Source organism: Thermoactinomyces sp. CICC 10522, from assembly GCF_016055075.1.
Taxonomy (GTDB): domain Bacteria; phylum Bacillota; class Bacilli; order Thermoactinomycetales; family Thermoactinomycetaceae; genus Thermoactinomyces_A; species Thermoactinomyces_A daqus.
This window is the reverse complement of sequence record NZ_JAECVY010000004.1, coordinates 73,914-93,474: the sequence shown is the minus strand read 5'-3', so window position 1 is coordinate 93,474 and position 19,561 is coordinate 73,914. Positions and strand designations below refer to the sequence as shown.

The window sequence follows — 19,561 nt, the reverse complement described above, 5'->3', positions numbered from 1 at the left end:
GCAAAGGGTAAAGGGGAATCAAAAGTGAATCACAAAGAAACAGAATGGGCCCGTGTGGATGGATCATTAACAGTTGAAGCGCTAAGGCAAACAAGGGAAATCCGGGAAGGAGCAAGGATCCTTCGCGAGGGAGGGCTTGTCGCGTTTCCGACGGAGACGGTGTATGGATTGGGAGCAGCAGCCACGCTCAAATCGGCCGTAAACGGCATTTTTTCGGCCAAAGGGCGCCCTTCTGACAACCCCTTGATCGTTCATGTCGGGGAGAAGAACCAGGTCAGCCTTGTGGCCAAAGAGGTATCGCCGTTGGCTCAGTCCCTGATTGACCGTTTTTGGCCGGGGCCGCTGACCATCGTCGTGCCTCACCGGGGAAATCTGGCTGAAAATGTGACGGCGGGCTTAAGTACCGTCGGCATTCGCATGCCTGATCATCCGACGGCGCTCGCCCTGTTGCAGGAGACAGGGCTGCCGGTCGCGGCTCCCAGCGCCAACCGTTCGGGACGTCCGAGCCCGACTGAAGCCCGGCATGTGTTTGAAGATCTGGCAGGGAGAATCGATCTGATTCTGGACGGCGGCCCGACCGGGGTCGGAGTGGAATCGACCGTCGTCGACGTTAGCACGGAAGTCCCGGTCTTGTTGCGACCTGGCGGGATTACCCTGGAACAGCTGACAGAGGCGGTTGGCCGGGTCGAGGTGGATCCCGGACTCCGTTCCAAAGACGAAGTGCCGCGCGCTCCGGGGATGAAGTACCGCCATTATGCACCAAGGGGGCAAATGTGGCTGATCCGCGGGGAGCTTTTGCCGATGCACGGAAAAATGAGGAAGTTGGCGCAGGAATATCAATCACAAGGCAAAAGGGTCGGGATTTTGACGACGGAGGAATATCGCCGCGATTTTTCTGCCGATGTTGTGATTGCCTGCGGCCGGCGGGAAAACCCGGCCAGTGTCGCGCGGAATCTGTATCATGCCTTGCGGGAATTTGATGATCGCGGAGTCGAAGTGATTTTGGCCGAGGCTTTCCCGGAGCATGGGCTTTATCATTCCGTCATGAACCGCCTTCTGAAAGCAGCCGGCGGAAATGTGCTCGATGTGGGAAGCGCGGTTAAACCGGATTCCGGACGGATTTGACCAGTGAGGGATCTTGCGGTTGCTTTCGGTCCGGTGTTCATATCTTTGTGTGCGGGATCACGAACCAAGTGCTCTTTGGGGCATTTGGTTCTTTTTTGTGTCTGCCCGGCATACGATGTGACAAGCAGGACCTCGGGACAGGGGAGGAAAAGGAATGGATCTTTCGATGGCGCAATGGGGGCAGATCTTGACATTAACCATGATTGCGGTTGCTCTGGGGATGGACGCTTTTTCACTCGGGGTCGGTCTCGGCATGAGGCGTTTATCATTCTGGCAGATGACGTCACTAAGCCTGTCCATTGGTCTTTTCCATGTAATAATGCCCCTGTTGGGCATGATGATGGGACAATTTCTGGGAACCGTGATGAAGGGCATCGCCGTGGTTGTAGGAGGCGGAATGCTTTGTTTTTTGGGACTGAACATGCTGATGAATGTGATTCGCCGGGAAAAAGAAACCCGGATTTATATTCAGTCCTTGATCAACATATTTTTGTTGTCGCTCAGTGTCAGTGTTGATTCGCTGTCGGCCGGACTCAGTCTCGGCTTGTTTCATTCCGATCTGCTGCTGACCTGTTTGATGTTTGGCTCTGCCGGGTTTGCGATGTCCGGCGGCGGGCTGATGCTCGGACGGTTTATCGGGAACTGGGTGGGAGGATACGGTGAATTATTTGGAGGAATCATTTTAATTATCCTGGGCAGTAAATTTATATTTTAAATTTTCGTGCATCGTCGCAGGCATGGTTTTTGTTGCCCCTGATCCTCCCTTTCAGTAAAGTAGAAAATAGGAGACAAATTCCAGTCATCGCAAAAAAAGGACCGGCAAATTCGGCCTTTTCTCAAGCGGATTATTCTTGAATTGGACAAAGATACGTATAGCATCCATCTGTTCAACTGATACTGAAGAACAGATGAAATGGGGTGAACGGAATGAAGAAGATCCTTTTCGTTTGCACGGGGAACACCTGCCGGAGCCCGATGGCCGAAGCGCTTTTGAAAAAAATTGCGCAAGAGGCCGGGATCGAAGTGGAGGTCAAATCGGCCGGCGTTTCGGCGATGGAAGGTTCGCTGGCAGCCGAACAGGCATCTCAGGTTCTGATGGAGCGGGGAATTGAACATTCCCATCGGTCGCAGATGCTGAGCCCGGAATTGGTGCGCTGGGCAGATCTCATCCTGACGATGACCGCCCGGCACAAATTTGATATTCAATATAATTATCCGGAGAGTGTCGATAAGATTTATACCTTGAAAGAATATGCGAATCAAAATACGAAGGTCATGGAATTGTATCAGCAATTGGATCGTATCTATGTGGAAATGGAAAACAAACGAGTTGAGATCCGTGCCCGCTATTCCCTGACACCGGACAAGCCTTGGCCCAAAGAGGCGGAAGAGGCCTGGCGAAAAGAGATTGTACCGCTGCGAAAGCGGGAACAGGAGCTGCTGATTCTCCTGGAGCAAAAGAGGGACAACGTCGATGTGAGCGACCCGTTTGGCGGTTCCGTCGATGTTTATCGTCAGTGTGCCGACGAATTGGAACGAGAAATTCGTAAAATCGTTGCCAAGTGGAATCGCTCTTCCGATGCCCGCTGATGTGTGGTTAACTAATAGAGGGAAGCCTGAGGAGATTTGGAAGGGGAGTCGGGCACCCCGGCCGGCAACAGGAACGCGGCAGGGCCTGACGCCCGCACTGCGACTCAGTCACAGAAAAAGGGAGGAGAGAAACAGATGCGCATTATACTCGGTTCCGATCATGGCGGGCTGCGCCTGAAAAAAGAGGTCAAAGAGCTGTTGACCGAACTGGACATCGCCTATGAAGATGTGGGATGTGATTGTGAAGAATCCGTCGATTACCCCGATTATGCCTACCCGGTTGCCAAAAAAGTGGCTGAAGGGGAATTTGATCTCGGCATTTTGATCTGTGGCACGGGAATCGGGATGTCAATTGCCGCAAACAAGGTTAAGGGAATCCGCTGTGCTGTTGTTACCGATGAATTTTCGGCAAGAATGGCGCGGGAACACAATAATGCCAATATCCTGGCACTCGGAGAACGCGTGGTTGGCCCTGATCTGGCCAAATCGATCGTGCGCGCCTGGCTTGGTGCAGAGTTCCAGGGAAACCGCCATGCCCGGCGCCTGGAAAAAATCAGCCAACTGGAAGGAAGTCTTTCTTGATGGAATTCGCTTCACTGAAAAACGAGGTAAAGGAGATTTTGCACGACTTGCTGGAAGCCATGCCCCTGACTGAACGGCATCTGGTGGTGTTCGGTGTGAGCACGAGTGAAGTGGCAGGCAAGCGGATCGGTACGGAAGGAAGCACGGAAATCGCTGCCCGGATCTTTGCCGGCATTCGCGAAGTTCAGGCGGAATCCGGTTTTCAGCTCGCCTTCCAATGCTGTGAGCATCTGAATCGTGCCCTGGTGGTGGAGCAGGAGACCGCAGAGCGATTTTCGCTGCCCGAAGTGACGGTCATCCCTGTTCCCCATGCCGGGGGAGCGATGGCATCCTACGCCTTTCGCCATTTGGAGCATCCTGTTTTGGTGGAAAAAATTCAGGCGGATGCCGGTGTCGATATCGGGGATACGCTGATCGGAATGCACCTGAAACCGGTTGCGGTTCCCGTTCGTCCCCGCTTGAAAAAGGTGGGGCAGGCACACGTCACCATGGCGAAAACCAGGCCCAAACTGATCGGCGGGGCCAGGGCTGTCTATTTGTTGGAAGCTGAAGAGGAAGGTTCCGCAAAGTAACCCGGGTTTGTTAGAATAGAGGAAATGGTCTCAATGGGGGGAGCAGTCGATGGAACATTTACGTAAAAGAGATCCGCAAGTGGCTGAGGCAATCAGACAGGAGCTGGGGCGTCAACGGAATAAAATCGAATTGATCGCTTCAGAAAATTTCGTGTCCGAAGCGGTCATGGAAGCGATGGGAACCGTGATGACCAACAAGTATGCGGAAGGTTATCCGGGTAAACGCTATTACGGCGGATGCGAGTATGTGGATGTGGTGGAAGAGCTGGCACGCCAGCGGGCTAAGGAACTTTTTGGTGCCGAGCATGCCAATGTGCAGCCGCATTCCGGCGCTCAAGCCAATATGGCAGTTTATTTTTCCGTGCTTGAACCGGGAGATACCGTTTTGGGGATGAACCTGGCGCACGGCGGTCATCTGACGCATGGAAGCCCTGTCAACTTTTCGGGCAAAATGTATCGTTTTGTCGCGTATGGAGTCGATGATCAAACTCACCTGATCGACTATGATAAAGTTCGCCAGCTGGCACTTGAGCATAAGCCGAAACTGATCGTTGCCGGTGCCAGTGCTTATCCCCGTGTAATCGATTTTGCCCGGTTCAGGGAAATTGCCGACGAAGTGGGCGCTTACCTGATGGTGGACATGGCTCACATCGCCGGATTGGTGGCCACGGGAGACCATCCGAATCCGGTGCCCTACTCCGACTTTGTTACGACCACGACACACAAAACACTGAGAGGCCCCCGCGGCGGAATGATTTTGTGTCAGGAAAAATACGCAAAGTTGATCGATAAAACGATTTTCCCCGGCGTGCAGGGCGGACCGTTGATGCACGTGATTGCCGCAAAGGCGGTTGCATTGGGAGAAGCGCTTACAGATGAGTTTAAAACGTATTCCAAAAATATCATCAATAATGCGCGGCGGTTGGCGGATTCCTTGAAACAACAAGGATTCAACCTGGTTTCGGGGGGAACGGACAACCATTTGATCCTCATTGATGTCCGCAACTTGGGCCTGACCGGGAAAACGGCGGAACATCTGTTGGATGAAGTCGGCATCACCACCAACAAAAATACGATTCCCAACGATCCGGAAAGCCCGTTTGTCACCAGCGGAATCCGCATCGGTACCGCTGCAGTTACCTCACGTGGCATGGATTTGCCGGCCATGGAGGAAATCGCCGGCATCATGGCTCTTACCTTGAAAAATCCGGAAGACGGGGCTGCGCATGAGGAAGCGCGCCAGCGTGTGGCCCGCTTGACGGAAAAATATCCGCTTTATCCGGACTTGCGAATTTAACTTTTCATCCGGCCTGAGGGATCACCGCAGGAAATGGAAGGCGTCAGCGAGAACAGCAGATGCCTTCTGTTTCCTGTTTTTTTGTGCGGTGCATTTGCGGTGCTTCGTGTCCCCCCTGATCGTTCAATTTTTCCCGGGTTCATCCCAGGATTGCGCCGAAATGATATGAATGTCTTTTGGGCCGGTGAAATGCGTTTTTCCTGTTTTTACACCCGGCAGAAAAAATATACCAACCTTTGGCAATGATAAATAAGGGAAATGCTTGAGGGACGACAGGGAATATGGTTAGATATCATAGGGACAAAAATAATTGTCATCTGATGACAAAGAAAGTGGGGAACCGAACGTGAGCAATGTCTATGTATTCGACCATCCGTTGATCCAGCACAAACTGACCTTTATCCGTGACAAACATACGGGAACGAAAGAATTCCGTGAGCTGGTTGATGAAGTGGCCGCCTTGATGGCCTATGAAATTACCCGCGATATGCCGCTCAGAGAGGTGGAGGTCGAAACACCGGTCACCACGGCGAAGTGCAAGGTTCTGGCCGGGAAAAAGCTGGGCCTTGTGCCGATTTTGCGGGCCGGGCTCGGGATGGTAGACGGGATTTTGAAATTGATTCCCGCAGCCAAAGTGGGCCATATCGGGCTCTACCGCGACCCTGAAACACTAAAACCGGTGCTCTATTATTCCAAGATGCCGTCCGATATCGGCGAACGGGATCTGATTGTGATCGATCCGATGCTGGCAACAGGAGGTTCCGCTTCGGAAGCGATCCGTGCCCTGAAGGAAATGGGGGCGAAAAATATCAAGCTGATGTGCCTGATCGCCGCACCGGAAGGGATTGAGCGCGTGCAGGCAGATCATCATGATGTCGACATTTATGTCGCGGCGGTGGATGAGGGTCTCAATGAAAAAAGTTATATCGTACCCGGGCTCGGTGATGCAGGAGATCGGCTTTTTGGTACGAAGTAAATTTATATAAAAGGCTGCCGGCATGATGGATCGCGAGGAGGCGGACAGCGGGGACTGGTTAGAAAACGAACTGGATTTGTAAAATTAAAACGGGCACTTCCTTGAAACAACAAGGATTTTCAAGGGGAGACCAAACGATTTGCCGCAAATGTGACAATTTGTTCAAAACTCTTTTCGGGAAAGCGTTGACAACACCGTTGACCCTTCGTTACTATAGGCAGGGGGAAGGACAGTTCCTGATGCCAATCATGATTAAAATTTTATTCCGAGGCGGTCTTCTTTCCCTAAATGTTAAAGGTCCAACGGGGGATCTCATGAATAACACTGGAAATCCTTGGCGGATTGTTGGAATGATTGGTTCTGCAGGAATGGAAATCATCTTCCTCACAATCGGTGGGGCTTGGTTGGGAAACAAGCTGGATGCCGTTTGGGGAACCAAACCATTCATGCTGCTCGCGGGAGTACTGCTCGGATTGGTGTTTGGTTTTATCAGTTCATTTTTCACCATTAAAGCAATGACAAAGGAATGACTCCTCATGGATCCCATAACAACCATTCGTCGTCGAGTGGTGTTCCTCACTATTGTATTCCTTGCTATTTTAATGATCATCTGGTTTTTTACCCCGCAGAAGAGATTAGTCGCCGGTTTTTTTCTCGGTCTTTGTGTAAGTTTGTACAATATTCTGTACATGTCGCGCAAAGTGCGCATCGCCGGTGAGCGAGCCATCCTCACCGGAAGCACCAGAAACCGGGGAACCGGCATGGTCAATCGCTATCTCATGGTTGCCCTCGCGATCATCATCGCCATTGAATATCCGGGATGGTTTGATGTTCGGGCCGTTCCGTTCGGGCTGCCAATTTGCTATATACTCATCATTCTACTTGAGTTTTGGGAAGCAAGGCGTCTCAACCACCAAATCAGAAAGGGGTGAATCTACGGAGAATGGAGAATACTCCCAAGCTTACATTTCACTTGGCAGGACTGCCCATCACTTTTGACGTTACCGTAATGATCGGAACGACCGTCACCTGCGTTGCCGTTTTCCTCATCGCTTGGCTTGCAACGCGGCGCCGTGCCCTCGTGCCTTCCGGCATCCAGAATGTGGTGGAAATGCTCGTGGAGTTTACCCGCGGCCTTGTGCGTTCCAATCTGGATGCGAAAACGAGCGAAAAATTTTATAGTTTTGCCTTTACCCTCTTTTTCTATCTTCTCATTGCGAACCAGCTTGGACTTATGTTTAACATCGTGACGGAATCCGATCACGTCTCGGCAGCATGGTGGAAGTCGCCGACAGCCGATATCAACGGTCCTTTGGCCATGGCATTTGTGATTACCATTGTCGCTCATTTCTTAGGAATCAGAAAATCGCCGAAGAAATACGGAGCCCACTATTTCCAGCCGTTTTGGTGGATGTTTCCGCTGCATCTCATCGATGAGATCGCCAAACCGCTTACGCACGGAATGCGTCTTTGGGCCAATATCTTTGCCGGGGAAGTACTGGTCTTTGTCCTGCTGAAAGCGGCATGGGTCGGTATCCCGCTCAACGTCATCTGGATTGGGTATTCCGTCTTTGTCGGCATCATCCAAGCGTATGTATTCACAATTCTGGCGATGGTTTATATGTCGCAGAAATTGTCTACCGATCATTGATAAAAAGATCGAAAAACTGTCAATAAGAATCAGAGGAGGAAACTGAAATGGATTTGGGTGTAATAGCTGGTGCAATTTTGATGGCTTGCGCTGCCATCGGTGGTGGGATTGGTAACGGTCTGGTATTTGGTCGCTATCTGGAAGGGATTGCCCGTCAACCGGAACTCCGCGGATTGCTGTTCGGGCAAACCTTTATCGGAATCGCGCTGGTCGAAGCGTTGCCGATTATCGCCGTTGCGTTCGGGATCATGAAGTTGCTCGGCATCCTTTAATCGGCTTTTTCTCTGGCGGACGGGGATCCATCATTTTTTTCCCCGTCCGGTTGCGATTCAAACCAGGCATTTGAAGGTTTTTGCTTTTGAGATAGATTTGGCATGATCGGAAGGGAGTGAATGGGATGCACTATGAAAGTGGGATTCATATCGAGATCGGCACCATTTTGTTTCAATTAGCCGCATTTATTATTTTAATGCTTCTTGTAGGCCGCTTCGCTCTTCGCCCGATGCTGCAGACGATGAAACAGCGCCAGGATCATATTGAAGGCCAGATCAAATCGGCGGAAGAGAGCCGCAAAGAAGCGGAAAAGCTGCTGGAAGAGCAGAAGGCAGAGCTCAGCCGCACCCGCCAGGAGGCGAAAGAGATCATTGAGCGCGCCAAAGCGCAAAGCGAGCGTGAGGCCGAAGAAATCATCAAAGGAGCGCATGAACGGGCAGAACGGATGATTCAGGAGGCGACGGCCGAAATCAAGCGTGAGAAGGAAAAGGCCTTGGCCAGCCTGCGCGAAGAGGTTGGGACGCTCTCCATCCAATTGGCATCCAAGCTGTTGGAGAAAGAATTGGATAAAAAAGGGCAGGCCAAACTGGTCGCAACCTATCTTGAAGAGGTAGGAAGATTACAATGAGTTCAGTTGTAGCGAAACGGTATGCCAAAGCGTTGTTTGAAGTGGCCCTGGAGAAGAATTGCCTTGACCAGGTGGGAACCGACCTGGAGCAGATTGCCCAAACATTTGCCTCCGTACCCGAGCTGAAAACGTGGGTACAGCATCCCACAACTGCCGCGGAACAGAAAAAAGAAGTGTTTGCACGCATTTTTGCAAATCTGAACGAATACACGAAAAACTTTCTCGATCTGTTGGCCGATCGCCGGCGCGAAAGCATTGTGCAGGACGCCTTCGCTGAATACAAGCGCCTGGTGAACGAACACAAAGGAATAGTCGAAGCAGTTGTCACGACTGCGTTTCCGCTTACCGCCACAGACCGCAAAAAACTGGTTGCCGCTTTTGAGCCGATCGTCGGCAAAAAGCTGGATATTACCGAAAAGGTGGATTCTGACATCCTGGGCGGAGTGATTGTGCAAGTGGGAGACCGTTTGTACGACGGCAGCCTGCGTACCAAGTTGAACCGGTTCAGAGAACGATTGAGCGGAAACAGAGTCGGATAGATCAGAGATGGGAAGATTGGGGTGAACGAATATGAGCATTAAGCCGGAAGAGATCAGCTCTCTCATTAAGGAGCAGATCGAAAATTACCGGGCTGAAGTGGAAGTAACCGATGTGGGCACCGTCATCAGTGTGGGGGACGGGATCGCCCGGGTTCATGGCCTGTTGAATGCCATGGCAGGTGAGCTTGTCGAGTTCAGCAACGGCGTGATGGGGATGGTGCTCAACCTTGAAGAGAACCATGCCGGGATCGTTATTTTGGGGCCGTTTGCCGACATTCGTGAAGGAGATCAGGTGAAGCGGACCGGCCGTCTGATGGAAGTGCCGGTAGGTGAGGCGTTACTGGGCCGCGTCGTCAATCCGCTCGGGCAGCCGCTCGACGGAAAAGGACCGATTGAAACGACCGAATTCCGTCCGGTTGAATCTCCTGCACCTGGCGTTATTGACCGGAAATCAGTGCATGAGCCGTTGCAAACCGGGATTAAGTCGATTGACTCGATGGTGCCGATCGGCCGCGGTCAGCGGGAGCTGATCATCGGGGACCGGCAGACCGGGAAGACGACGATTGCCATCGATACGATCATCAACCAAAAAGACCAAAACATGGTCTGTGTCTATGTAGCCATCGGACAAAAGCAATCCACGGTAGCCAATGTCGTTGAAAAGCTGCGTCGTTTCGGGGCGCTTGATTACACGATCGTGGTCGTGGCCAGCGCATCCGATCCTGCACCGCTTCTGTTCCTGGCACCGTATGCGGGTTGTGCGATGGGTGAGTACTTCATGTATAAAGGCGGACACGTTCTGTGCGTTTATGACGACTTGTCCAAGCAGGCGACGGCTTACCGTGAGCTCTCGCTCCTGCTTCGCCGTCCGCCGGGCCGTGAAGCTTACCCGGGGGATGTATTCTACCTGCATTCCCGCCTGTTGGAACGTGCGGCCAAATTGTCCGATGCCCGTGGGGGCGGTTCGTTAACGGCATTGCCATTTATCGAAACGCAAGCCGGGGATATCTCCGCCTATATTCCGACCAACGTCATTTCGATTACCGACGGTCAGATCTTCCTGGAATCGGATTTGTTCTATGCCGGGGTTCGTCCTGCGGTAAGTACCGGTACTTCGGTCTCCCGGGTCGGGGGTTCGGCACAGATCAAGGCGATGAAAAAAGTATCCGGTACCTTGCGTCTTGATTTGTCCCAGTACTTCGATTTGGCGGCATTTGCCCAATTCGGCTCCGACCTCGACAAAGTGACCGCTGCCAAACTGGAGCGCGGTAAGCGGACCATTGAGATTTTGAAACAGGATGAGCATCAGCCGATGCCTGTGGAGAAACAGGTTATTTCCCTCTACTTGGTTACCAAGGGCCACCTCGACGATATCGCGGTTGAAGATGTACGCCGCTTTGAAAGTGAATTCCATGCCCACTTAGACAGTCACCACGAAGAAATCCTCAAGGATATCCGTGAAAAGAAAGAGATGACCAAAGAGACGGAAGAGAAGCTGATCCAGGCGATTGAAACCTTTAAAAAAGGCTTTATCAAATCGGACAAATGACGATCATTGAGACGGCAGGTGCGTCCGGGTTGGAATGAACCGGCCCGGGCCATTGCCGGGTAACGGAAAGGCGGTGAACTGATGGGGCAATCGATGCGTGACATTAAACGGCGGATTCGCTCGTTCGAGAAAACCAGACAGATTACCAAGGCGATGAAAATGGTGGCGGCATCCAAATTGCGCAAGGCTCAGGAACAGGCGGAATCGTCACGGCCTTATGCGGAGAAGATGCATGATGTGATCGTCAATGTCGCCAGGGGAACAAAAGGATATAACCATCCCATGCTCGTTTCCCGCCCGGTGAGAAAGACCGGTTATCTGGTCATCACCTCTGACCGCGGTCTTTGCGGTGGATATAACAGCAATTTGCTCAGAAAGTTGCAGGCGACTTTACATGAGCGCCACCAGAGCCAGGATGAATACGTCATTTTTGTCATCGGCCGCAAAGGCAGAGACTTTCTCAAGCGACGCGGGCTCCCGGTAATCGGTGAAGTGACCGGGTTATCTGATTCACCGAAGTTTGCCGATGTTCACGAGATCGCCAAACAAGCGGTGCAGTTTTACGCGGACGAAAAATTTGATGAGCTGTTTATCCTTTACAACGAATTTATCAATCCGATCATTCAGCGTCCAGTGGAAAAACGCCTGTTGCCGCTGACTGGTGAAGAACTGAGGGATTCGGAAGGAACCGCTGCCGGAGCGACGGCCGTTTACGAATATGAACCTTCGCCGGAAGCTGTATTGGATGTCCTGTTGCCGCGTTATGCAGAAGCTCTGATCTACAGCGCGCTGTTGGAGGGCAAAGCGAGCGAATTTGCCGCCAAGATGAATGCGATGAGCAATGCAACGGATAACGCAACCGAATTGATTGAAAAACTGACGCTTGAGTTCAACCGTGCCCGTCAAGCGGCCATTACCCAAGAGATTGCAGAAATTGTCGGCGGCGCTTCGGCACAGGGATGATAAACAGAACGGACTTATTTTCCTTTTGATGGATTACGGCTAATCCGTTTTAATAGATGCAATTGCAGCTTAAGGAGGGAATGTGATGAGCACTGGACGTGTCTTACAGGTAATGGGCCCTGTTGTGGACGTGCAGTTTGACCAGGGGCACATGCCGGAGATTTACAACGCCATTAAGGTAAAACGCGCGGATGGAAGCGAATTGGTATTGGAAACGGCACTGCATCTCGGGGATAACACGGTGCGTACGGTGGCCATGGCTTCGACGGATGGATTGGTGCGCGGGATGGAAGCAGTGGATACAGGTGCGCCGATCTCCGTTCCGGTTGGACGCCCGGGATTGGGACGGGTATTTAACGTATTGGGAGAACCGATCGATGAAGCCGGTCCGGTTAACAGTGATCTGAAGCTTCCGATCCACCGCCCGGCCCCCAGCTTTGAAGAGCAATCGACCGAACAGCAAATGCTGGAAACGGGGATTAAAGTCGTTGACCTGCTCTGCCCTTATGCCAAGGGAGGAAAGATCGGTCTCTTTGGCGGTGCGGGAGTAGGGAAAACCGTACTCATTCAGGAGCTTATTCATAACATCGCACAAGAGCACGGCGGTTTGTCCGTTTTTGCCGGTGTAGGGGAACGTACCCGCGAAGGGAACGACCTGTACCATGAAATGAAGGATTCGGGTGTTATCGAGAAAACGGTCATGGTGTTCGGACAGATGAACGAACCGCCAGGGGCACGGATGCGCGTCGCCCTTTCGGGACTGACGATGGCTGAGCATTTCCGTGACAGCGAAGGACAGGACGTTCTTCTCTTCATTGACAATATCTTCCGCTTCACCCAGGCAGGTTCCGAGGTATCGGCCCTGTTGGGACGCATGCCTTCAGCGGTGGGTTACCAACCGACCCTGGCCACGGAAATGGGCCAATTGCAGGAACGGATCACTTCGACGAAAACCGGTTCGGTTACCTCGATCCAAGCGATCTACGTACCGGCCGACGACTATACCGACCCGGCGCCGGCAACCACCTTTGCTCACTTGGATGCGACCACCAACCTGGAGCGCCGTTTGACGCAAAAAGGGATTTATCCGGCTGTGGATCCGCTCGCTTCGACTTCCCGCATTCTTTCCCCGGATGTAGTCGGAGAAGAGCATTATCGCGTGGCGCGCGGTGTACAGCAGCTACTGCAACGTTACCAGGAGTTGCAAGATATCATCGCCATCCTCGGTATGGACGAGTTGTCCGAGGAAGACAAACAATTGGTGGCCCGTGCGCGCAAAGTGGAAAAATTCCTCTCGCAAAACTTCCACGTTGCCGAACAGTTTACCGGTCAGCCAGGGGTATATGTGCCGGTCAAAGAAACGGTACGCAGCTTCAAAGAAGTGCTTGAAGGCAAACACGATGACCTTCCGGAAGATGCCTTCTACATGGTCGGCGGCATCGACGAAGCTCTGGAAAAAGCGAAAAAGCTGGGTTATACCCGCATGATCTGATGGAGGAATCGCAGGGCTGCCTGGCGGCCATAAGACGGAATTGGCGTCAAAGTGCCAGGCAGTTTTCCTGTGGTTGAATCGATTGGTTCCCGTGATCGCCCGGAAGCAAGGAGGTGAATTTCTGCTGGGAAGCCGAATCCTGTCCCGGATAGCCGACATGGACTGGCAAGCGGATGGGAGCGGAGCAGCAGGGTGGCCATGAGCACAATGTTTTTGGATATCGTGACACCTGAGAAAAAGGTGTATTCCGAAGAAGTGGAAATGGTGATAACGAAAGCTGCTGAGGGGGAAATCGGGATTTTGCCCAGACACATTCCCTTGGTCAGCCCGATTAAAGGAAAAACGGTTCGTGTCAAAAAGGACGGCGTTTTTGAAACATTTCACGTGAGTGGCGGTTTTATTGAAGTTCGCTCGGATCGCGTTACAATTTTGGCGGAAAAGGCGGAACTGCCAGGCCAGAATGAAGAATAAACGATACAGATTAGCCCGTTATCTCGCATCCGCATCCCGGCTCCGGGAGAGGAAGCGAGTTTTTTTATATCTTTCGGACGAAAAAATTCAGCCATCGTGAGGCTCGCTTGAGCATTGTCAGTGAGGGGGGGCATGTGGAGCGCTTGCTGGGTTGTTCAAGTAAAATCCGAGTGTGCAATCGGCCGGGATGCCCATCGCAAACAAACCAGCAGTCCGGCTTTTGGCGCAGCAGCTCAAACTTGGAATGAACCGTGGAGCCAACAGGATCTCATGGCAAATTTCCCTTCCTGGGAAGGGATTACCCCATGCATGGGGGGTGGCCGATAACGGGGATTCGGATCAAGGAAAACGGTGCGAAAAAGCAGTACAGGCGTTGCGGTTGCCTTTTCTCAGAGTCGGTCCATGCGGCCGGCTTTTTTATGGTTATCATGAACAGGAACCTTCGACAATCGAAAACGGAACGGGGACGGAGAACAAACAACACTTTGCCCGCATTTTGAGTCAATGAATTTTCAGGATCAATTTTTTGTCCAAACCGTCAACCTTCTCACAATTGGGAAAGTGTTGTATAATCAAACAATAGGAGCAACCCTCATCGCTTTTTTTCGGATCTGTCTATTTTTAGGAGTTTTTGTCGGAATGAGGCGATTTCGCTTAATGTTCCAGTTCAGTTATAAGTAGAGATTAAAATTGCAGAATTTTCCCCATTAATTCGCTAAAGTGGCTGGAAATGAGGGCTCCATATGATTGATGTTGACCAAGGCGCTCCTTGGTTTTTTTTGCCGAAGTTTTACCCGGAGGAGGGTGGATCGGTTTGCACAATGACGCAAGCATCATCATGATTGCCGTTTTTTTTGTGGTCGGCATCGCCTTGCCGGTGGTGGCGTTATCCGTGGGAAGATTGCTGCGGCCGCACGATCCTTCAGCGGATAAATCCGTCACCTATGAGAGCGGGGTTGATCCGACCGGGGACAGTTGGGTTCAGTTCAATGTCCGCTATTATTTGTTTGCCCTTCTTTTTGTCATTTTTGACGTGGAGGCGGTATTCCTATATCCCTGGGCCGTCAGCTACAACGCATTGAGGTCGGACATGGGGCTGATGATGCTCCTGGAAATGGTCATCTTTGTCTTCTTTTTGGTCATCGGATTACTCTACGCCTGGAAAAAGAAGGTGTTGGAATGGAAGTGAACTTTGAAAACTTCACCCCGTTTGAAGAACAAGAGCTGAAGCGGAATGTATTTACCACCAACCTGGAGCAGATCAAGGCATGGGCGCGCAGCAGTTCGCTGTGGCCGCTGACGTTCGGCCTGGCGTGTTGTGCGATTGAAATGATGGGAACCGGCGGATCGCATTATGATTTGGATCGGTTTGGTGTGATTTTTCGTGCCTCTCCCCGTCAATCGGATGTGATGATCGTCGCCGGGACTGTTACGAAAAAGATGGGGCCGCTGCTGCGACGGCTGTATGATCAGATGCCGGAACCGAAATGGGTGATTGCCATGGGTTCCTGTGCGACGGCGGGCGGGCCTTATGTGAAGTCCTATTCAGTAGTCAAAGGAGTAGATCAAATTGTCCCGGTCGATGTTTATATTCCCGGTTGTCCGCCCAACCCGGCAGCACTGATCTACGGCATTCACAAATTGCAGGAAAAAATCCGCTATGAGGCCAAGCACGGGAAGAAGGTGACCAACGGATGAGCCATGAAGAGCAAAACGAAAAGGAGTTGCCAAAAGAGGAAAAGGAATTGCAGCCTGAGCCTTCCGCCGATGCAAAAACAGAGAAAAAAGAGGGAGAGGAAAACAACCCGGTAAAGGCAGAACCAGGAGAAAGCGATGCACCGGTGACGGCTAAGCCGGGTTTGCCGCCGAAGAGTTCCGTTCCGCGCGCACCGAGAGCAGCCGGGGCAGGTAAAGCGCGGCCGGCAGCAGGTGCGAGACCGAGGCCAGCGGCAAAGAAAGCAGAGAAGAAACCGGAGGAACCGTCACCGTTACAGCCGCAATTGGACCGTTTTCTCCGGCTGCTGAAAGACCGGTTGGGAGAAGGGGCGGTCAAGGAGGCGTATATCAATCGCGCCGGCAGCCATATTCCGACGTTGGTTGTGGATAAAGAGCACTGGCTGTCTCTTGCGCAATTGCTGAAGGAGGAAGAGAGCTTCCAGTTTGATTATCTGCGTCTGTTATCGGGAGTGGATTATGAGACGCATATGGAAGTGGTTTACCAATTTTATTCCTTTGCGCATGGTCATCAAATCGCGGTAAGGGTCAAGACCGGGCGGGACGAAGCGAAAGTGCCGAGCGTTTCCCATTTGTGGAAAGCGGCTGACTGGAATGAGCGGGAAGCGTATGATCTGCTTGGGATTCACTTTGAAAATCACCCGAATTTGCGGCGAATTCTGATGCCGGATGATTGGGTGGGGCATCCGCTCAGAAAAGATTACGAACCGCTTGATAAGGAGGTATAATCCTTGCTCCGGACGGAAGAGATGCTGTTGAATGTCGGTCCCCAACATCCGAGTACACATGGTGTCCTGCGCTTGATCGTGAAAATCGACGGGGAGATGATCGTCGATGCGGAGCCGGTGATCGGCTACTTGCACCGGGGGACGGAAAAACTGGCAGAAGACCTGAATTATACGCAAATCATTCCCTATACCGACCGGATGGACTACTTGTCCGCGATGACAAATAACTATGCCATCGTTCATGCCACTGAGCAATTGATGGGGCTGGAAATTCCCGAACGGGCCGAATATTTGCGTGTGATCGTGATGGAATTGAACCGGATCGCTAGCCACTTGGTGTGGATGGGAACCTACTTGCTGGATGTCGGTGCGATGAGCCCTTTTCTTTATGCCTTCCGGGATCGGGAAGAGATCCTGAATCTGTTCAATGAACTCTGCGGCGCGAGGATCACGTATAATTACATGCGCGTCGGAGGTGTAAAATGGGACGCACCGCCGGGATGGATTGAAAAAGTGGGAACCTTTGTGGAATATATGAAAAAACAGATGCGGGATTATCACGCTCTGATTACGGGTAATGAAATTTTTATCTCGCGGACCAAGGGTGTGGGCGTATACAGCAAGGAACTGGCCATCCAGTACGGCTTGTCCGGAGCGAACCTCCGCGTGACCGGGATCGACTGGGACCTGCGCAAAAAGCAGCCCTATTCCATTTACAGTCGGTTTGAGTTTGATGTGCCGACAGGGAAAACGGGAGACCTGTATGATAAATATCTCTGCCGGATGAATGAAGTGGTGGAGTCGCTCAAAATTATCGAGCAGGCAGTCAACCAGTTTCCGGAAGGCGGTTCCATCATGGGCAAAGTACCGCGTGTTCTGCGCGTCCCCGAAGGTGAGATTTACGTCGGAATCGAATCCCCGCGCGGAGAATTGGGCTGCCACATTGTGAGCAAAGGGAAAGACAAACCGTGGCGGTTGAAATTCAGGCGGCCTTCCTTCTACAATTTGCAGATTCTTCCCGTTCTTCTAAAAGGGGAAAATATCTCCAATCTGGTGGCGATATTGGGCGGAATCGACATTGTGCTCGGGGAGGTGGACTGCTGATGAGCCTGCTGGCGATTTTGGCCCCGGTCCTGCTCTTGGTGATCGTCCTTGCCTTTGTTACATATGCGATCCTGTTTGAACGCAAGGTGATCGGCTGGATGCAGAACCGCATCGGGCCCAACCGTGTGGGACCCTGGGGAATGCTGCAAACGGTGGCGGATGTGTTTAAGCTGCTGATCAAAGAGGATGTGATACCGGAAAAGGCTGATCGCGCTCTCTTCAAACTGGCACCTGCCATAGCGTTTGTGCCGGCTTTTGCCGTTCTTGCGGTCATTCCTTTTACCGAGACATGGAAATTCACTGATTTTGCCGTCGGTTTGCTTTACTACATGGCTGTTTCCAGCATCACGATTATCGGCATTATGGTCGGTGGATGGGCATCCAATAACAAATATGCGCTCCTTGGCGGAATGCGTTCGGCGGCGCAGATGATCAGTTATGAGATCCCGCTGGTCATGTCGGTGGTCGGGATCATCATGACGACCGGTTCCCTCAACCTGAACGATATCGTTCACAGCCAGAAGCACGTCTGGTTTATTTTTCCGCAAATCATCGGATTTCTCGTATTTTTGATTGCTGCCGTATCCGAACTCAACCGGACTCCGTTTGACTTGCCGGAGGCTGAATCGGAGTTGGTTGCCGGGTATCACGTGGAGTACACCGGATTCCGCTTCGCCTTTTTCATGCTGGCGGAATACGTGTATGTGTTTGCGATGGCCAGCCTGACCACGGTTCTTTATCTCGGCGGATGGAATGCCCCGTTCGGACTTACCATAATCCCGCCGATCATCTGGTTTATTCTCAAATTTTTGCTCGTCGTCTTTTTCCTCTTCTGGCTCAGGGCGACCATGCCGCGCATTCGCGTCGACCAACTGATGCAGTTTGCTTGGAAAGTGCTGTTGCCGCTGGCGATTTTCAATATCTTCCTGACAGCGGTGCTGAAAGAAGTACCGGGAATCGGGCACTTTTATTAATCGATACGACAGGAGGGATCAGTGGTGTTGGGATTGGTGAAGGGGTTGGGAATTACCCTGAAGAATATGACCAAACCGAGAGTTACCTACCGTTACCCGGACGAGCCGCTCAAGATGCCGGACCGCTTTCGGGGAATTCAGTACCTGGACCCGGAAAAGTGCATCGTATGCAATCAATGTGCCCGCATCTGTCCGACCGATTGCATTCAACTGACCGGCAAAAAAAATCCGGACCCTGAGAAAAAAGGGAAAGTCCTCGATACCTTTGACATCAATTTTGAAATCTGCATCCTGTGCGATTTATGTACGGAAGTTTGCCCGACGGAAGCGATTGTCATGACCAACAACTATGAACTTGCCGTGTACAGCCGCGATGAATTATTCAAGGACATCCGGTGGCTCCATGAAAACAACCAAAATATCCGCAGCGAAAACAGCACCAATCTGATCAAGAAGCCGGGAGGTAAAACAACATGAACCTGTCTGGCGAATTTATCGCCTTTTTTGTTTTATCCGTGATGGCGATTGGCGGAGCCGTTTTTATGATCAACATGCAGCGCGTGATGCATATGGCCTTGGCTTTGGCCTTTACCTTTTTCAGCATCGCCGGCATTTATCTCCTGCTCAATGCACCGTTTTTGGCGGTGATCCAGGTGCTGATCTACACGGGAGCCATTTCGATCCTCATGCTGTTTGGCATCATGTTGACCAAGCACCGGTATGAAGAAAAAAGCGCCGTCGCCCGCTGGCAGGGGGTAATCGGCTTTATCGGTGTTGCCTGCTTTTTGGGAGTGTTGATGTGGACGATTTATCGCACGCCGCTCCTCAGTGGCCAGGGCAATCCGAAGGATTTTGGCATCCACCAGTTGGGAGCGGCGGTGTTCAAGGAATACGCCATTCCTTTTGAAGTGGCATCCATCCTGCTCCTTGTGGCGCTGGTAGGGGCCGTGATCTTGGCTAAGAGGGAGGAAAACGAATGCAGCTGACATCATATCTCGCATTATCGGCCATTTTGTTCAGCATTGGCCTGTACGGGGTGTTAACCAAGCGGAATGCGGTTATCGTTCTGTTTTGCATTGAGTTGATGTTAAATGCAGCGAATCTCAACTTTGTCGCCTTTTCCAAATTCGGTCTGTTCCCCGGTTTGACCGGACAGGTTTTTACCCTGTTCACCATAACGATAGCCGCGGCGGAAGCTGCCGTGGGGATCGCCATTTTGATCGCGCTGTACCGCAATGTGCAATCGGCGGAAGCAGACCGTTATGATTCGATGAAAGGTTAAGCGCAAAAATCTCAAGAGAAGGAAGGATTTC

Annotated in this window: 26 protein-coding genes; all 26 read left to right on the top strand. The window is 51.9% G+C overall.

What is annotated here, in order from left to right:
• Nucleotides 1–54: 54 nt before the first annotated feature.
• Nucleotides 55–1,125 (top strand): L-threonylcarbamoyladenylate synthase, encoded by a 1,071-nt coding sequence (locus I8U18_RS08180; RefSeq protein WP_052154115.1) that lies wholly within the window; start codon nt 55–57, stop codon nt 1,123–1,125.
• A 154-nt stretch (nt 1,126–1,279) separates the two neighbouring features.
• Nucleotides 1,280–1,840 carry a manganese efflux pump MntP gene (locus I8U18_RS08175; RefSeq protein ID WP_033100411.1) on the top strand — a complete coding sequence of 187 codons (561 nt, stop codon included), beginning with the start codon at nt 1,280–1,282 and terminating at the stop codon, nt 1,838–1,840.
• A 212-nt stretch (nt 1,841–2,052) separates the two neighbouring features.
• Entirely contained in the window at nt 2,053–2,715 is a 663-nt protein-coding gene (locus I8U18_RS08170; RefSeq protein ID WP_033100410.1) for a low molecular weight protein arginine phosphatase, read from the top strand.
• A gap of 135 nt (nt 2,716–2,850) precedes the next feature.
• Complete coding sequence (gene rpiB, locus I8U18_RS08165; RefSeq protein ID WP_033100409.1) at nt 2,851–3,297, top strand: ribose 5-phosphate isomerase B; 447 nt, start codon at nt 2,851–2,853, stop codon at nt 3,295–3,297.
• Entirely contained in the window at nt 3,297–3,869 is a 573-nt protein-coding gene (locus I8U18_RS08160; RefSeq protein WP_033100408.1) for a TIGR01440 family protein, read from the top strand. Before rpiB ends, I8U18_RS08160 begins: the two co-directional genes overlap by 1 nt.
• A gap of 49 nt (nt 3,870–3,918) precedes the next feature.
• Nucleotides 3,919–5,166: a serine hydroxymethyltransferase gene (locus I8U18_RS08155; protein WP_033100407.1), complete on the top strand. Its 1,248-nt coding sequence runs from the start codon at nt 3,919–3,921 to the stop codon at nt 5,164–5,166.
• Between the two features lie 346 nt (nt 5,167–5,512).
• Nucleotides 5,513–6,142: a uracil phosphoribosyltransferase gene (upp, locus tag I8U18_RS08150; protein ID WP_033100405.1), complete on the top strand. Its 630-nt coding sequence runs from the start codon at nt 5,513–5,515 to the stop codon at nt 6,140–6,142.
• A 239-nt stretch (nt 6,143–6,381) separates the two neighbouring features.
• Complete coding sequence (locus I8U18_RS08145; RefSeq protein WP_033100404.1) at nt 6,382–6,672, top strand: AtpZ/AtpI family protein; 291 nt, start codon at nt 6,382–6,384, stop codon at nt 6,670–6,672.
• Between the two features lie 6 nt (nt 6,673–6,678).
• Nucleotides 6,679–7,074 (top strand): ATP synthase subunit I, encoded by a 396-nt coding sequence (locus I8U18_RS08140; protein WP_081943769.1) that lies wholly within the window; start codon nt 6,679–6,681, stop codon nt 7,072–7,074.
• A gap of 11 nt (nt 7,075–7,085) precedes the next feature.
• On the top strand, nt 7,086–7,793 hold the full coding sequence (gene atpB / locus I8U18_RS08135; RefSeq protein WP_033100402.1) for a F0F1 ATP synthase subunit A: 708 nt from the start codon (nt 7,086–7,088) through the stop codon (nt 7,791–7,793).
• 47 nt (nt 7,794–7,840) lie between these two features.
• On the top strand, nt 7,841–8,065 hold the full coding sequence (gene atpE / locus I8U18_RS08130; protein ID WP_198055550.1) for a F0F1 ATP synthase subunit C: 225 nt from the start codon (nt 7,841–7,843) through the stop codon (nt 8,063–8,065).
• A gap of 125 nt (nt 8,066–8,190) precedes the next feature.
• Nucleotides 8,191–8,694, top strand: a complete 504-nt coding sequence (atpF, locus tag I8U18_RS08125; RefSeq protein ID WP_033100400.1) for a F0F1 ATP synthase subunit B — start codon at nt 8,191–8,193, stop codon at nt 8,692–8,694.
• Nucleotides 8,691–9,233 (top strand): F0F1 ATP synthase subunit delta, encoded by a 543-nt coding sequence (locus I8U18_RS08120; protein ID WP_033100399.1) that lies wholly within the window; start codon nt 8,691–8,693, stop codon nt 9,231–9,233. The genes atpF and I8U18_RS08120 overlap by 4 nt, the downstream gene beginning before the upstream one ends.
• A gap of 31 nt (nt 9,234–9,264) precedes the next feature.
• Nucleotides 9,265–10,782 (top strand): F0F1 ATP synthase subunit alpha, encoded by a 1,518-nt coding sequence (atpA, locus tag I8U18_RS08115; RefSeq protein ID WP_033100398.1) that lies wholly within the window; start codon nt 9,265–9,267, stop codon nt 10,780–10,782.
• An 81-nt stretch (nt 10,783–10,863) separates the two neighbouring features.
• On the top strand, nt 10,864–11,745 hold the full coding sequence (atpG, locus tag I8U18_RS08110) for an ATP synthase F1 subunit gamma (RefSeq protein ID WP_033100397.1): 882 nt from the start codon (nt 10,864–10,866) through the stop codon (nt 11,743–11,745).
• Nucleotides 11,746–11,830: 85 nt separating this feature from the next.
• Nucleotides 11,831–13,237: a F0F1 ATP synthase subunit beta gene (gene atpD / locus I8U18_RS08105; RefSeq protein WP_033100396.1), complete on the top strand. Its 1,407-nt coding sequence runs from the start codon at nt 11,831–11,833 to the stop codon at nt 13,235–13,237.
• Nucleotides 13,238–13,435: 198 nt separating this feature from the next.
• Nucleotides 13,436–13,708 (top strand): ATP synthase F1 subunit epsilon, encoded by a 273-nt coding sequence (atpC, locus tag I8U18_RS08100; protein ID WP_198064676.1) that lies wholly within the window; start codon nt 13,436–13,438, stop codon nt 13,706–13,708.
• A gap of 316 nt (nt 13,709–14,024) precedes the next feature.
• Nucleotides 14,025–14,216, top strand: coding sequence for a hypothetical protein (locus I8U18_RS08095; protein ID WP_181735395.1), 192 nt, complete (start codon nt 14,025–14,027; stop codon nt 14,214–14,216).
• 330 nt (nt 14,217–14,546) lie between these two features.
• Nucleotides 14,547–14,897: an NADH-quinone oxidoreductase subunit A gene (locus tag I8U18_RS08090; protein WP_033100550.1), complete on the top strand. Its 351-nt coding sequence runs from the start codon at nt 14,547–14,549 to the stop codon at nt 14,895–14,897.
• Nucleotides 14,888–15,406 carry a NuoB/complex I 20 kDa subunit family protein gene (locus I8U18_RS08085; protein WP_033100394.1) on the top strand — a complete coding sequence of 173 codons (519 nt, stop codon included), beginning with the start codon at nt 14,888–14,890 and terminating at the stop codon, nt 15,404–15,406. The genes I8U18_RS08090 and I8U18_RS08085 overlap by 10 nt, the downstream gene beginning before the upstream one ends.
• A complete protein-coding gene (locus tag I8U18_RS08080) occupies nt 15,403–16,170 on the top strand; it encodes an NADH-quinone oxidoreductase subunit C (RefSeq protein ID WP_198055547.1) in 768 nt (255 codons plus the stop codon). The genes I8U18_RS08085 and I8U18_RS08080 overlap by 4 nt, the downstream gene beginning before the upstream one ends.
• A gap of 3 nt (nt 16,171–16,173) precedes the next feature.
• Nucleotides 16,174–17,274 (top strand): NADH-quinone oxidoreductase subunit D, encoded by a 1,101-nt coding sequence (locus I8U18_RS08075; protein ID WP_033100393.1) that lies wholly within the window; start codon nt 16,174–16,176, stop codon nt 17,272–17,274.
• A complete protein-coding gene (gene nuoH / locus I8U18_RS08070) occupies nt 17,274–18,248 on the top strand; it encodes an NADH-quinone oxidoreductase subunit NuoH (RefSeq protein WP_052154088.1) in 975 nt (324 codons plus the stop codon). Before I8U18_RS08075 ends, nuoH begins: the two co-directional genes overlap by 1 nt.
• 24 nt (nt 18,249–18,272) lie before the next feature.
• Nucleotides 18,273–18,725, top strand: a complete 453-nt coding sequence (gene nuoI, locus I8U18_RS08065; protein WP_033100392.1) for an NADH-quinone oxidoreductase subunit NuoI — start codon at nt 18,273–18,275, stop codon at nt 18,723–18,725.
• Between the two features lie 2 nt (nt 18,726–18,727).
• The gene (locus tag I8U18_RS08060) at nt 18,728–19,234 is read left to right on the top strand and encodes an NADH-quinone oxidoreductase subunit J (protein ID WP_033100547.1); all 507 of its coding nucleotides are present in this window, start codon (nt 18,728–18,730) and stop codon (nt 19,232–19,234) included.
• Complete coding sequence (gene nuoK / locus I8U18_RS08055) at nt 19,225–19,530, top strand: NADH-quinone oxidoreductase subunit NuoK (protein ID WP_033100391.1); 306 nt, start codon at nt 19,225–19,227, stop codon at nt 19,528–19,530. The genes I8U18_RS08060 and nuoK overlap by 10 nt, the downstream gene beginning before the upstream one ends.
• The last annotated feature ends 31 nt before the right edge of the window (nt 19,531–19,561 follow it).

Excerpts from the sequence above, each read along its gene's own strand:
- I8U18_RS08175 (WP_033100411.1), top strand. The coding sequence starts at position 1,280 with ATGGATCTTTCGATGGCGCAATGGGGGCAGATCTTGACATTAACCATG.
- I8U18_RS08090 (WP_033100550.1), top strand. The coding sequence starts at position 14,547 with ATGATTGCCGTTTTTTTTGTGGTCGGCATCGCCTTGCCGGTGGTGGCG.
- nuoK (WP_033100391.1), top strand. The coding sequence starts at position 19,225 with ATGCAGCTGACATCATATCTCGCATTATCGGCCATTTTGTTCAGCATT.
- I8U18_RS08120 (WP_033100399.1), top strand. The coding sequence starts at position 8,691 with ATGAGTTCAGTTGTAGCGAAACGGTATGCCAAAGCGTTGTTTGAAGTG.
- atpF (WP_033100400.1), top strand. The coding sequence starts at position 8,191 with ATGCACTATGAAAGTGGGATTCATATCGAGATCGGCACCATTTTGTTT.
- atpG (WP_033100397.1), top strand. The coding sequence starts at position 10,864 with ATGGGGCAATCGATGCGTGACATTAAACGGCGGATTCGCTCGTTCGAG.
- I8U18_RS08160 (WP_033100408.1), top strand. The coding sequence starts at position 3,297 with ATGGAATTCGCTTCACTGAAAAACGAGGTAAAGGAGATTTTGCACGAC.
- rpiB (WP_033100409.1), top strand. The coding sequence starts at position 2,851 with ATGCGCATTATACTCGGTTCCGATCATGGCGGGCTGCGCCTGAAAAAA.
- nuoH (WP_052154088.1), top strand. The coding sequence starts at position 17,274 with ATGAGCCTGCTGGCGATTTTGGCCCCGGTCCTGCTCTTGGTGATCGTC.
- I8U18_RS08170 (WP_033100410.1), top strand. The coding sequence starts at position 2,053 with ATGAAGAAGATCCTTTTCGTTTGCACGGGGAACACCTGCCGGAGCCCG.
- I8U18_RS08145 (WP_033100404.1), top strand. The coding sequence starts at position 6,382 with ATGCCAATCATGATTAAAATTTTATTCCGAGGCGGTCTTCTTTCCCTA.
- I8U18_RS08155 (WP_033100407.1), top strand. The coding sequence starts at position 3,919 with ATGGAACATTTACGTAAAAGAGATCCGCAAGTGGCTGAGGCAATCAGA.
- I8U18_RS08080 (WP_198055547.1), top strand. The coding sequence starts at position 15,403 with ATGAGCCATGAAGAGCAAAACGAAAAGGAGTTGCCAAAAGAGGAAAAG.
- atpC (WP_198064676.1), top strand. The coding sequence starts at position 13,436 with ATGAGCACAATGTTTTTGGATATCGTGACACCTGAGAAAAAGGTGTAT.
- atpB (WP_033100402.1), top strand. The coding sequence starts at position 7,086 with ATGGAGAATACTCCCAAGCTTACATTTCACTTGGCAGGACTGCCCATC.
- atpA (WP_033100398.1), top strand. The coding sequence starts at position 9,265 with ATGAGCATTAAGCCGGAAGAGATCAGCTCTCTCATTAAGGAGCAGATC.
- I8U18_RS08140 (WP_081943769.1), top strand. The coding sequence starts at position 6,679 with ATGGATCCCATAACAACCATTCGTCGTCGAGTGGTGTTCCTCACTATT.
- atpD (WP_033100396.1), top strand. The coding sequence starts at position 11,831 with ATGAGCACTGGACGTGTCTTACAGGTAATGGGCCCTGTTGTGGACGTG.
- atpE (WP_198055550.1), top strand. The coding sequence starts at position 7,841 with ATGGATTTGGGTGTAATAGCTGGTGCAATTTTGATGGCTTGCGCTGCC.
- I8U18_RS08085 (WP_033100394.1), top strand. The coding sequence starts at position 14,888 with ATGGAAGTGAACTTTGAAAACTTCACCCCGTTTGAAGAACAAGAGCTG.